This is a genomic window from Undibacterium sp. 5I2, assembly GCF_035019605.1.
Lineage (GTDB): Bacteria > Pseudomonadota > Gammaproteobacteria > Burkholderiales > Burkholderiaceae_D > Undibacterium.
On the sequence record NZ_JASJVS010000086.1, the window covers coordinates 1 to 12,588 of the forward strand.

Below are 12,588 nucleotides of genomic sequence, written 5' to 3' on the forward strand. Positions count from 1 at the left end.
GGAGCGACCCGATGGGAGGGGATGCAAACCCCTTCCAGAGGCTTTTCCATCGTCGCTTGCGACGATCCATTTAGTTGCTCTTCAGGCCAATTTGCGACGGAACACCCATTTCTGTTGATCCGACTCTTCGGCACTGTAGGCATAGCCATCGACGTCAAAGGCTTGAATCAAGCGCACGTCATCGATGGCATGCTCGGCACAATAGCGCGCCATCAAACCACGCGCACGCTTGGCATAGAAGGAAATGATCTTGTAGTGACCGTTTTTCCAATCCTGAAAAACTGGCGTGATGATTTCACCGGCAAATAATTTCGGCTTCACCACTTTAAAATACTCTTCCGAGGCTAAATTGAGCAAGACCGGTGTCGCCTCGTGACTAGCCAAATCCTTGAGTATCTGCGTGACTTTGTCGCCCCAGAATGCATACAAATTACTACCATGCCGATTACTCAAACGCGTCCCCATTTCCAAACGATAGGCTTGTAAGCGGTCGAGCGGACGCAAAATACCGTAAAGACCGGACAAAATGCGTAAATGCTGCTGCAGATACGCCAGTTCGGCCGCATTCAAACTCGCTGCTTGCAGCCCCTCATAGACATCACCATTAAAGGCAAACACGGCAGGCCGCACGGCAGCGGCGGCCGGTTTCTTTTTCCAAGCGGAAAAGCGCGCCGCATTCAGTTCTGCCAAGGCCGGTGAAATCGTCATCAGGCGCGCCAAGTCGGCTGCCGTCAATTGACTGGCGATGCCGGCCAGCTCGGCTGCATCGTCGAGCAATTCTGGCACAGTGGAAATATTTTCTTTCAACACCGATTCATAGTCCAGACTTTTCGCTGGAGATAATACAATAAGCATATATTTTGACTCTGACTGAGATAATGACCGCCATCATACCCAAGCGCATCGTAATTGACACCAATGTTTGTCTCGACTTGTTCGTTTTCCACGATCCGCGCTGGCAGAATTTGCTCGAGGCATTGAAAAACGGCAGCCTGGAAGCAGTTTGCCGCAGCGATTGCCGCGCCGAATGGCTGGCCGTATTGAACTACCCCCACCTGCCGGTCAGTCCCGCCACGTATGAAAAAATCTGCCAGCATTACGATGCCAACATCACTTGCATCGCACCAGCAGCGCGCACAGACTTGCACTTACCGAGCTGCAGCGACAAAGATGATCAGAAATTTTTGGAAATTGCCCGTGATGGCGAGGCCGCATTTCTGATCACCAAAGACAAGGCCTTGCTCAAACTGGCGAAACGCCTACGCAAAGCCGGACTGTTCTCAATTCTCAAACCGGAAGACTTTTTGCACACTCTGCAGCAAATAAATCCAGAATGTGCATTAAATCAAACAAAATCATGACAAACTTTATTTCCCTAGGTTATGCTTTGTCAAAGCGCAATTAGTTGCTGCTACGATGGCACGACCACGTGGTCGGGCAATGATGGAATGAGCATAAACACACGGCTTGCAAAGATAAAATTTCAGCAAATCCGGTTTTCCCCAGGCTGTGAATTTCAATATGAAGCACCAGCGAGTCATCGGTGCACATATTGACTCAGAGTGAGAGACAAACCAGAAGATGTGTGAAAAATTGCATAAAAGTTACAGCGATTATGGAGAGTGAAGCACTATGACCGATTCAGTAGACGACTTGGATGCATTGTTTGAAGAAATGGCTAATCAACACAGCGCAGTTGTCGCCCCTCCTCCAGTCGCACCGGCAGCAGTCGTGGCCGAGGCACCGGCAGCATGGGTAGAACCACCGGCCAAGCTGAACCCGCACAACGATGATGAAGATTCGGGCAAACCGATGTTTGATCGGCTCGGCAGTGTCGTGCGCATGTTGCACGATTCCATGCGCCAGCTTGGTTACGATCGTTCGCTATCGGATGTGGCGATTCAAGTAGCCGACGCCAAAGACCGCCTCGAATACGTCGCCACCCTGACCGAGCAAGCTGCGAATAAAGTGCTCAACGCCACTGATCTGGGCATGCCGGAGCAAGATGAATTAGCCAAAAAAGCCAAGAGCATGGATGGCCGCTGGGCTGACTTGTTCGCCGGCAAAATGAGCGTGGAAGAATTCAAGGCGCTGGCAAATGATTCGAAAACTTTTGCCAACATCGTACTCAAAGCAACCGACGCCGAAAAAGCACGCTTGCTCGACATCATGATGGCGCAGGATTTCCAAGATTTGACCGGTCAGTTGATCAAAAAAGTCGTGGCCATCAACAAAGCTGTCGAACGCGAGCTGGCGCAAATCCTGCTCGACAATGCGCCGTCGGATTTAAAAGAAAAAGCCGTAGAATTGATGGAAGGCCCATCTGTTCCCAATGCCGCACTGGAACAAGATGATGTTGATAATCTTCTGGACAGCCTGGGTTTCTAATGGATGATATGCTCAAAGAATTTGTCGTCGAGGCACTCGACCTGGCGACAAATGTCGAGGAACATCTGCTTTCTCTCGAGCGTAACCCGGGCGATAAAAATACGCTCAATGCCGTCTTCCGGTCGTTCCATACGATCAAAGGTGGTGCCGGGTTCATGAATCTGAGCGCGATGGTGTCGGCTTGCCATCTGACAGAAAACTTGTTTGATGCTTTGCGTACCGGTGAAGTCGCCGTGACACCCGAAGCGATTGAGGCAGCCTTGGAAGCGAGCGGTTTTGTCGCCGACCAGCTGACTGCGCTCAACAACGGCACGCAGCCGGAACAACTGTCGACGATGCCAAAGTCGCTGGAAAAAATGCTCACCGATGCTATCGAAAGCAAGGGCGTGAGCAAAAAAGCCGCGCAGGCTAAGGCGGCACCAGTGGTCGTCGCGGCAGCACCGGCCAGTCCGGCACCAGCACCGGCACCAGTCAGCGCCGATGGCATCGACTGGCAAGCCTATTACCAGGCCGTCACGCCAGCCGTCGCTGCGCCCATCAGCGCACCGACTGTTACAGTTGAAAGTACACCGATACCGGAAATCCCGCTCAACGCGGTGTTCAAAGAAGAAACCGAAGCCGTCAAGACTTCATTGTCAAACGCCGAAATCAAGCAAAATGCCCCGGCCAAAGAAGAGAGCATCCGTATCGATGCGGTCAAGCTCAATGTCTTGCTGGAAGTAGCGGGTGAATCGGTACAAGCGGCTAATCAAGCCGCGGTATTGCTGGAAAAATTATCGCAATTCAAATTCGACGGCCAAGCTGCGCCGCTGATGTCGGCACTGACGGAAACCTTGACTCGCGCCTCGCGCTACTCGACAGAATTACAGCGCGCCACTTTGGCGACGCGCATGCAACCGGTCGGCCGTCTGTTCCAGAAATTCCCCCGTTTGGTACGAGAACTCGCGCGTGACCTCGGCAAAGAAGTCGATCTCAACATTTCCGGGGCCGAAACCGAAGTCGATCGCGTCGTCGTCGACAGTCTGTACGATCCGCTCGTGCATATGTTGCGCAATGCCTTGGACCATGGAATAGAAACCTCGGAAGACCGCCTCAGCAGCAACAAGTCGGCGCGCTCGACGATTTCGCTCAAAGCTTGGCAAGAAGCCAGCAGTGTCATGATCGAAGTCTCCGACGATGGCAAAGGCATGGATGCCCAACGTCTGCGTGACAAAGCGATTTCCAAAGGCTTGATCAATGCCCATGATGCACGCACCGATGACGAAGCCTTCCAGTTAGTGTTCCTGCCTGGCTTTTCGACCAAGGAAGTCGCCTCGAGCGTATCGGGCCGCGGTGTTGGCATGGACGTCGTGAAAACCGCGGTAGAACGCCATCGCGGCGCGATCCGGATCGCCTCAGAATTGGGCAAAGGCACGACCTTCCTGATTCGCCTGCCGATAGAATTATCGATCGTCCCGACCATGTTGGTACGCACCGATGGCGCCTCGCTGGCCCTGCCGATGGCAACTGTTCAACGTGTGGTGGAGTTGCCGGAAACCTTTGAAAGTGTCGGTGGTCAACCGGTATTGCGCGATCTCGGGCGGCCCTTGCCGGTCAAATCACTGGGAAAAATTCTCGGCTACATGCCGTCGACAGAACGCGTCGGCATTGTCATTGCAGCCCCGAATCCCTACATTTTGTCGGTTGACGCCGTCGATGGCACGGCCGATCTGGTCATCAAACCACTGACCTGCATCAGCACGCCCGGCATCACCGGCACGGCTCGTTCGGCCGAGGGCGAATTGGTACTCGTCATCAGTTTGTCCTTCCTGATCGATGGCTGCAAGGTACGTGAAATGATGAGCGTCTAGTTTCGAGCCAACAACACACCACAACCAGACGACAAAAGGCTGTTTGCCACTGGCAAGCAGCCTTTTCCGTTTAATTTCAGACAAAAAAAACACACTTGCTCAGACTCTGGCAAAATATGTCCATTGCCTCTATGATTGCCGCACCATGAATTCGGATTCCCTCGTCAGCCCCCTCACTTGGCTGCATACTGCGCGTTTTGCCGGTTTACCACAACCGTTTTACCGCCAACTCGCGACCCACCCGCTGCCGGCCCCCTACTTGGTTGGCCTCAGCCCAGACGCGGCAGAGCAATTAAAACTGCATGGTGAAGACTTCCAGCAAGCAACATGGCTGGCCAAACTCAGTGGCAACCTCATTCCGGCGCACGGCGCGCCGCTGGCGGCCGTCTACTCCGGTCATCAATTCGGCGTTTGGGCCGGACAACTCGGCGATGGCCGTGCCCTCTTGCTCGGTGAATGCAGCGACAAGGCCGGTGTGGCGCAGGAAATCCAACTCAAAGGGGCTGGTCCGACGCCGTATTCACGCTCCGGCGATGGCCGCGCCGTACTACGCTCGACGATACGTGAATTTCTCTGCTCAGAAGCGATGCACGCACTCGGCATTCCGACCACGCGCGCCCTGTGCATCACCGGCTCCGACCAATTGATACTGCGCGAACAAGCAGAAACCTGTGCGGTTCTGACCAGATATGCCCCGAGCTTCATCCGTTTCGGTTCATTCGAGCATTGGTATTACCAAGGCCGCCTCGATGAATTGAAAATCTTGGCCGATTTCGTCATCGAACATCACTACCCCGAGTGCCGCGAGCAAGCCAAGCCCTATCAAGCCCTGCTGATTGCCGTCACACGCAAAACTGCGGCATTGATGGCACATTGGCAGGCGGTCGGTTTCATGCACGGCGTCATGAATACCGACAATATGTCGATACTCGGCCTGACCCTCGATTACGGCCCCTTCGGCTTCATGGATGGCTATGATGAAGGGCATATTTGCAACCATACCGACCAACAAGGACGCTACGCTTACCACATGCAGCCGCGCATAGGCCATTGGAATATGCAAGCACTGGCGCAAGCCTTGCTCCCCTTGATAGGCACGGTCGAAGACACCGAAGCGGCGCTGGCACTGTATCCAGAGGCATACAAGTCACACTACGATGCATTGCTGCGCGACAAATTTGGCTGGTGTGAAAGCAAGCCCGATGACCAGACCTTGATCGCGGACTGGTTTTTATTATTGCAGCAAAACCATGCCGACTTCACCCTCAGCTTTCGCCAACTCAGCCATCTCGATAACGACAGTAGCGCGGCCGATCACGCCCTGCTCGATTTATTCGTCGATCGCGCCGCCCTGCAAGCATGGCTGATCCGTTATCGTGAGCGCCTTCAACAAGAGAGCGTGCCGGCTGATTTACGCCAAGCGGCCATGAAGCGCTGCAACCCCAAATATGTGCTACGGAACTATTTGGCACAACAAGCAATCGAACAGGCGCAGAATAAAGATTTTTCTGAAGTCAATAAATTGGCAGCGATTCTGGCCCACCCGTTCGATGAACAAGCTGAGCATGCCGCGTACGCGGCAGCGCCACCAGACTGGGCTGGCACGCTGGCCGTCAGTTGCTCGTCCTGATTTTTCTTCCCTCTGTGCAAAGTGACTCTATGAGCAAAATCATCAAATCCGATACCCAATGGCGTGCCGAACTCGATGCCCTGTCTTACCAGGTCACACGCCATGCAGCAACCGAACGCGCGTTTACCGGGCAATACTGGGATCACCATGAAGCCGGCATCTATACTTGCGTCTGTTGCAATACGCCCTTGTTTGCCTCCGATACCAAATTCGATTCCGGCTGCGGCTGGCCCAGCTACTTCCGCGCGCTCAACCCGGCCCATGTGCGCGAAATCAGCGACATCTCACATGGCATGACGCGCACGGAAATAGTGTGTAATATCTGCGACGCCCATCTCGGCCACGTGTTTCCTGACGGACCGCCGCCGACAGGCTTGCGCTACTGCATTAATTCCGCCTCACTGACTTTTACCACACTTGCTTAAGTTGCCTATTAATGAAATTTCTCTTCGACATCTTTCCCGTCCTGCTGTTTTTCATCACCTTCAAATGGGGTGAAAGCCAACCGGCTGCCGCCCAAGCCTATGTCGATCATTACTTATCAGGCTTGGTTTCGGGTGGCGTGAGTGAAGCGGCGATCGCCCCTATCCTGCTGGCCACCGCCATCACCCTGTTGGCGTCGATGGTACAGATCGGCTACTTATTAGTCAGTCGTAAAAAAGTCGATGCGATGCTGTGGATTTCTTTCATCATCATCATGGTGTTTGGCGGCGCGACGATTTATTTCCATAGCGAAGCCTTCATCAAATGGAAGCCCACCGTGCTGTACTGGTGTTACGCCGGTGCTTTCTTGTTGGCACAATTCGTTTTCAAAAAAAATCTCATCCGCACCGCCATGGCAGCGCAGCTCACTTTGCCTGAGCCGCTGTGGGGTCGTCTGAGCTTGGCGTGGATCGCCTATTTCGTCGCCATGGGTATACTCAATTTGTTTGTCGCCTTCAATTTCAGCACGGCAACTTGGGCGAATTTCAAATTGATTTCCATGCTGGCAATCATGCCAGCATTCATCATTGCCCAAAGCGTTTTTTTATCCAAATACATGGAGGAAAGCAAATAATGTCTCGCTTGGAAAAGCTCCGGCAACGCTTGGATTTGGCACTTGCACCGTTGCGTTGCGAACTCATTGATGACTCAGCGTCCCATGCCGGCCATGCCGGCGCGGCCAGCGGCGGTAGTCATTACAATTTGAAAATAATTTGTCATCAATTTGAAGGCTTAAACCGCATTTCTCGTCATCGTCTGGTGTATGATGCCGTTGGCGATATGATGCATACCGAAGTTCACGCATTGGCAATTGTTGCGCTGACTCCGACAGAGATGCCGACCTAAGCAGTTCACCGCTACCCATAATCCGTTTTTTTATTTTGTTATCTAGGAACAGACAATGACTTTTAAACCTGCTCATTTGTTGCTTATACTTTTCGCAACTGCCTTGCCTGCCATGGCACAAAATCTCGCTGTTGTGAACGGTAAAACCATTCCTTCGTCGCGTGTTGATGCGATGGTTAAACAGTTGGCCACACAAGGTCAACAAGATTCACCACAATTACGCGCCATGGTCAAACAAGAATTGATCACCCGTGAAGTGATGATGCAAGAAGCGGAAAAATCGGGCATAGGCTCCAACCCTGAAATCAAAAATCAGTTGGAAATCGCCCGTCAATCTTTGCTTATTCGCGGTTTAATGATGGAATACATCAAGAAAAATCCAGTTACCGATGCTGAAGTACAAGCTGAATACGACAAAGCCAAAGCACAGGCCGGCGACAAGGAATATCATGCTTACCATATTTTGGTAGACAAAGAAGAAGAAGCCAAAGCCATCATTTCCAAGCTCAAAACTGGTGCCAAATTCGAAGAATTGGCGAAACAATCGAAAGATACCGGTTCGGCCAGCAAAGGCGGCGATCTCGACTGGGCATCCCCAGCCACTTTCGTACCACCATTCTCGCAAGCAATGGTTGCTTTGCAAAAAGGTCAATTCACCGAAACACCGGTCAAGACCGAATTCGGCTACCACGTCATCAAGCTTGACGATATACGCACTGCCAAGTTCCCAAGCTTGGAAGAAGTCAAACCACGGATCATTGAAGGTTTGCAACAGCAGAAAGTACAAACTTATCAGCAAGCATTGGTAAAAAAAGCCAAGGTTCAGTAAGCCCGATTGCTGTAGGCAAGAAAAAACCGCCACGCTGACTGGTTCAGCGTGGCGGTTTTTTTAACAATCACTGATTCACTGCCCGCATTTGCGCAAGAAATTGATCGTAGTAGTGTATTTTCCAATCCTCAAAGACTAAGCCGGACAGGTCTGCACGCTCAGCGTTCGAGAGGTATTCAGGGCGATAGCCTCGAACCAACAGATCGACATCGACGCGCGCATCTAACACTGAAAAACCGCTTCGATCCTCCGTACGATACGCGTCTAACTGAGTATTCAAACGCTCATAGGCCGGAGCACGCCACTTTTTAAGCCAGGCAATGGTCTCCGGGCGCGCCATCATCCAGCTACTGTAAGCGACCGGCGTCTCAATCTGAATCTGTGCAATGGCGCGCTCAATATGCTCGGCGCTCACATACCGATTGACCATACGGGAAAAAACCATTTCCGTGAAGGGAACTTCGTTTTCCAAGCCTAAGCGCTGGCGCGTGTCGACCAAAAATTTAAGCGCAATCTCAATATCTTCCCTGAAATTCGGTTCTTCGTGCTTGATTTCCTTGATCCGCTCATCGGCTATCTTGCGCAGCAAATCCATGCGTCTGAACCGCTGCATCTGCGCTTCGAATCCGGCAAAGTCGTCGGGATACAGAGTTCCTTGCTTAATAGCAACCTGCTTTGAGCTCGCCAACACTGACACCAGCATGGCAGCAGCGCCGTCGGTACAAGTGTCGAAGTAAGCGGCCATCTCGTTGCCCAAGCGTTCCAACAACGTCCGGTCATCCATCATCATGTTGAGCAAATTGCGCACCACGCTACGCGCCTCGGGATGATTGACGATGGTGGAATTTTCACTCAGCAGTGCCAGTACTTTAGCGACATTCTCGATGTACTGCGCCTCCAAGGCTTCGACCGAGGGGCGCGGCGGGGTCGGCTGGCGCGGCGGTGTGCCACGCCGTTCGGCCGCAGCTTGCGACAACCAACGACGTTGCGCTTGGCGGTAAACGCGCATGGACTGATCGTGTTCGGCCTGCGCCGCAATCCAATCGACCTGGGCCTGCCGGCGCTGCTCGACCAAGGTTTTCCACATGTGAATATGCACATCGCCCGACTCATACCAACGCGCAATCACTACGTCCGGCTGCTGTGCCTGCGCCTCGCCCAAGTCGATTTCTGGTCCATCGAACTCCGGCCGGCTGATCATCGCCTGTAAGGCTTCGACTGTATGCCAAGGCAGTTGGTGATTGCTGATTCGCACCAGATACGCATCACTGGTGTGCGCGAGATCGAGTTCGATATCAACGAGCGGATTGTCATTCAAGTCAATCAAGGTCGTTCCATCTGGATCCGTCACTACCGGCAGCGGTGTGACGCGCACATCGAAGACAGCGATACGATTATGACTGACGATGACATGATCCATATCCGCCGGCAAATTCCGCGGAAATTCCGTCAGCAGGTTATGGTCCAAGCTCAGCTCTTGCAAGCCGGCAGGCCAAGGCCGCTGGGCATCGATGCTTGCTATCCGGTTATAACCGAGTTCCGCACTGATAAGCGCAGCCGGCAAGTCGCCAACCTGGCTCAGTCGGTTATGCTCAGCCCTGAGGTTATACAGCGAGGCCGGTAAGCGCGGCAGCACCTCCAAGCTGTTCCTATTCAGCGCAACGGCACGTAGTTCGTTTAAACCGTCAAACACGCCATCATCGAGCATGACCGGCCGGCCGCCGCGCGCGAGATTAATTAAATGCAGCGACCGCAAGTGAGGCATCCCTTGAAATGCTTGGGCCGGCAGCGCAGTGATCCGATTTCTCGTCAATGCCAAGCGCTGCAAGGACGGAAACGCCAACCCGAAACCGGCTGGCACGCTGTTCAAGCGGTTAGCGGTTAAGTCCAACACAAGCAACTCGGGCCAACTCTGCAAAGGCCCACCCATGTTGACCGGCAATCTGCGGATTTCATTGCTCCTCAACCTTGCTTCGACCAACTTGGGCGCCGTCATCTCTGGAAAACGGGTCAAGCGGTTATTCGATGCTTGCAAACGAAGTAATTGCGGTGCCGTCACCCTTTCGATACGATCGATACGATTGTGACGGACGTCTAATTCCACCAAGCTACCCCAGTCAGTAGGCAGACGCTCAATTTGGTTAAACGATAAATCAAGTTGCATCAGCAAGGGAGGTAGCACGCTAGCTTGCGGCATCATACTGAGCCGATTATGACTGAGATCCACCGCGCTCAGCTCGCGCGGCAGCCGTGGCATCGTGGTTAATCCCAGATTGCTGAGATCCAAGGGTTGGTAGTCGCTGGCTTGAAACGCGGCATACCATTGCTCGATACGACTCTGCGCCGTGAGGCGTGCCGCCAATTCGTCCGGCGTTGCCGCACTGACCCATATTGCCACCCGCCCTTGAGTCGCCTCCCGCTCAGTCACACCGCCCGGCGCTCGCCTCACGCCAAGCGAATCCGCCGACACGGCGACACTATCGGCCGCGGCGGTTCTGAACAGCGCGGCATCGGCCGGCACCGTGGCTGGCAACGCTGGCGTCGCCGCACTTGCCGCCGTGCATGCCTGCTGTACCGAACCCGGTGTCGCACCGGCACCGGTGCGACCACCTCCTGCACTGCTACCTGCACCGTTACCTGAACCGCTACCCGCACTACCGCCGGCATCGCTAGCGGGATTATTACCGGCCCGGCCGCCTTCGCTACGGCCGGCATTGTCGCCTGGCGGCAGCATACGTGGCACCCGCTCAAGCACACGCTCGAACACGCGCTCAGCCCGCAGCGTGAGTTGCAGTCGACTCAATACCGGATCATCGTCGCGCCGCGTCCATTGCAGGCGCAAGCCGGTCGGCAGCAGTAAATTAAGCAGCACATGCGTATGCGTGGTCGTCGCGGCGTGCGTGTACAGCGTCACCTCGTTTCCTGTCGTGGCGCGACTGAGCTCGTTATCGGCCAAAGCCCACTGAGCCCTAGCTAGCTGCAATGTAAGCTGCTGCCCGGCCGTCATAGTACGCAGGTCGAGGACAATCAGCGGTTGCCGACCAGACTGCTCGCGCAACGCCTCGACCGCACTCGCTTCTACCGTCAACGCGCTGCCTTCCCCCATACGCAGCCAAGCCACGGCAACCCCGGCCAACACCGGATAATCCAAAGTCTGACCAGCGCTCAGCAAGGCGGTCTGCAGCATCCCCCCCTCAACCCGCAAACCCGGCACCTGACCGATACACCTCACCATACCTAGCGTATCGAGCACCAATAGTTGGCTGCTGAGGCGGTTATGAAACAAGTCACCCTTGTGACTGCTTCCCAAGTGCTGCGCATACGGCAGCCGACGCGCCCATTGCGCCACTGGCGTGGGTTGATTGACCCTTCGTAATTGGCCCACCAACTCGCGCGGCGTGCTACAGGCGATCCCATTGAGCGTCAAACGCGCACCGGGCGGCCAAATGATCTCCACTTGCGCCCCCTCTGAATGAGTCAGCGTTAAGTTCTGTCCCTGTCGTTGTGCTTGGTACGAGCTTAATTCCGTCAATTCCAGTTGGCCATTCGATTGCGGCGCTAAAGGCAAACGCAATTCGCCACGGAAACGCCGCACTGCCAACTGCTGCCAGCCAGACATTATCTGTACCGTCCCGTTGGCAAAACTGTCCGCATCCAGTTGCAGGTAATCGCCGCCACCGCTATGCGGCTGGTACACCATAGTTTGACCATGTAGGCGCGGCGTCGCATAGCCCTGCATCAGCGTGACCATCAGCGCTGCGCGACTGAGGTAAGCGCGATCGCCGCGTACCGGATCTTCCAGAATCGGCTCGCCATTGCTGGTGCGGCCCACCTGACGCAGTGGCCGCACACCGAACGGCAGGATACTGTAGATCACCTGCCCGGCCCACACATAGCTCAGGCATTGCGCGTCAACGCCCGGTTCATGCAACACACTCACTTCGCCAACGCTGCCATCGTGCAGTACCGGTTCCAAGCGCCGGCCACTCTGGGTATCGACCAAGCCCTCGGCACACAGTTCCACCTGACTCAGACCCAGGCGACTCAGCACGCCCGCTGCCGGTATCTGCCAGCCCTTTACCGTCGCCGCAGGCTGTACCGGCGCGCCCTGCTGCAGCAATGCTGCCATCGCTCCAGGCTGGAGCCAGGTATAACCGCTGACTTCGAGCTGCTGATCGGCGCGTCGCCACAGGGCTTGCTCACCTACCACGCCCATATACTCGAGAGTGAAGAAGCGCGCCGGATCGGCCGGCACCAAAAACTGATTCGCGCGGTTTTGGACCAAACACCGTTGCGGTAATTCGCTGACACAAAATTGAAACAGAGGACTATCGAGCAAACTGCGCGGGTGAGCCCCGACCGTGCTCATAAGGTCTTTGAATCGATCCGCACTCTCAATTTTGACACGCTGGTAAAGCATTCCCTGCTCAGCCATTTGGTAGAAATGGCGTTCGGGGCGACCGCCACCATCAGACCGCGCTTTGATCAGGGTCGGGTGCTTGCTCAGATGCGTGTAATCGGCAATCATCGGCATCAAGCCCTCAACCCGCAAAAACCCATAG

10 protein-coding genes are annotated in these 12,588 nt (G+C 54.6%); 8 read left to right on the forward strand and 2 right to left on the reverse strand.

From position 1 onward, the window contains the following. Window positions 1–81: 81 nt before the first annotated feature. Window positions 82–855, reverse strand: coding sequence for a peroxide stress protein YaaA (gene yaaA / locus QN359_RS18470; RefSeq protein WP_322248716.1), 774 nt, complete (start codon window positions 853–855; stop codon window positions 82–84). 23 nt (window positions 856–878) lie between these two features. On the opposite strand from yaaA, the gene QN359_RS18475 reads away from it, so the two are divergent. The 8 genes from QN359_RS18475 (at window position 879) to QN359_RS18510 (ending at window position 8,026) form a co-directional block, all read left to right on the forward strand. Further along, a complete protein-coding gene (locus tag QN359_RS18475) occupies window positions 879–1,361 on the forward strand; it encodes a putative toxin-antitoxin system toxin component, PIN family (RefSeq protein ID WP_322248717.1) in 483 nt (160 codons plus the stop codon). A gap of 271 nt (window positions 1,362–1,632) precedes the next feature. Continuing rightward, window positions 1,633–2,388: a protein phosphatase CheZ gene (locus tag QN359_RS18480; protein ID WP_322248718.1), complete on the forward strand. Its 756-nt coding sequence runs from the start codon at window positions 1,633–1,635 to the stop codon at window positions 2,386–2,388. Next, on the forward strand, window positions 2,388–4,238 hold the full coding sequence (locus QN359_RS18485) for a chemotaxis protein CheA (RefSeq protein WP_322248719.1): 1,851 nt from the start codon (window positions 2,388–2,390) through the stop codon (window positions 4,236–4,238). Before QN359_RS18480 ends, QN359_RS18485 begins: the two co-directional genes overlap by 1 nt. A gap of 145 nt (window positions 4,239–4,383) precedes the next feature. Then, on the forward strand, window positions 4,384–5,868 hold the full coding sequence (locus tag QN359_RS18490; RefSeq protein WP_322248720.1) for a protein adenylyltransferase SelO: 1,485 nt from the start codon (window positions 4,384–4,386) through the stop codon (window positions 5,866–5,868). A 29-nt stretch (window positions 5,869–5,897) separates the two neighbouring features. Beyond that, the gene (msrB, locus tag QN359_RS18495) at window positions 5,898–6,293 is read left to right on the forward strand and encodes a peptide-methionine (R)-S-oxide reductase MsrB (RefSeq protein WP_322248721.1); all 396 of its coding nucleotides are present in this window, start codon (window positions 5,898–5,900) and stop codon (window positions 6,291–6,293) included. Between the two features lie 11 nt (window positions 6,294–6,304). Beyond that, window positions 6,305–6,925 carry a septation protein A gene (locus QN359_RS18500; RefSeq protein WP_322248722.1) on the forward strand — a complete coding sequence of 207 codons (621 nt, stop codon included), beginning with the start codon at window positions 6,305–6,307 and terminating at the stop codon, window positions 6,923–6,925. Next, entirely contained in the window at window positions 6,925–7,197 is a 273-nt protein-coding gene (locus tag QN359_RS18505; protein ID WP_322248723.1) for a BolA family protein, read from the forward strand. The genes QN359_RS18500 and QN359_RS18505 overlap by 1 nt, the downstream gene beginning before the upstream one ends. Window positions 7,198–7,252: 55 nt before the next feature. Then, on the forward strand, window positions 7,253–8,026 hold the full coding sequence (locus QN359_RS18510; RefSeq protein ID WP_322248724.1) for a peptidylprolyl isomerase: 774 nt from the start codon (window positions 7,253–7,255) through the stop codon (window positions 8,024–8,026). A 67-nt stretch (window positions 8,027–8,093) separates the two neighbouring features. Here QN359_RS18510 and QN359_RS18515 read toward each other — a convergent pair whose 3' ends face one another. Next, on the reverse strand, window positions 8,094–12,560 hold the full coding sequence (locus QN359_RS18515) for an NEL-type E3 ubiquitin ligase domain-containing protein (RefSeq protein ID WP_323493606.1): 4,467 nt from the start codon (window positions 12,558–12,560) through the stop codon (window positions 8,094–8,096). Window positions 12,561–12,588 lie beyond the last annotated feature (28 nt).

Bases quoted from the DNA above. Each gene is read 5' to 3' on its own strand.
- QN359_RS18490 (WP_322248720.1), top strand. From the start codon at position 4,384: ATGAATTCGGATTCCCTCGTCAGCCCCCTCACTTGGCTGCATACTGCG.
- QN359_RS18500 (WP_322248722.1), top strand. From the start codon at position 6,305: ATGAAATTTCTCTTCGACATCTTTCCCGTCCTGCTGTTTTTCATCACC.
- msrB (WP_322248721.1), top strand. From the start codon at position 5,898: ATGAGCAAAATCATCAAATCCGATACCCAATGGCGTGCCGAACTCGAT.
- QN359_RS18505 (WP_322248723.1), top strand. From the start codon at position 6,925: ATGTCTCGCTTGGAAAAGCTCCGGCAACGCTTGGATTTGGCACTTGCA.
- QN359_RS18515 (WP_323493606.1), bottom strand. From the start codon at position 12,560: ATGCCGATGATTGCCGATTACACGCATCTGAGCAAGCACCCGACCCTG.
- QN359_RS18485 (WP_322248719.1), top strand. From the start codon at position 2,388: ATGGATGATATGCTCAAAGAATTTGTCGTCGAGGCACTCGACCTGGCG.
- QN359_RS18510 (WP_322248724.1), top strand. From the start codon at position 7,253: ATGACTTTTAAACCTGCTCATTTGTTGCTTATACTTTTCGCAACTGCC.
- QN359_RS18475 (WP_322248717.1), top strand. From the start codon at position 879: ATGACCGCCATCATACCCAAGCGCATCGTAATTGACACCAATGTTTGT.
- QN359_RS18480 (WP_322248718.1), top strand. From the start codon at position 1,633: ATGACCGATTCAGTAGACGACTTGGATGCATTGTTTGAAGAAATGGCT.
- yaaA (WP_322248716.1), bottom strand. From the start codon at position 855: ATGCTTATTGTATTATCTCCAGCGAAAAGTCTGGACTATGAATCGGTG.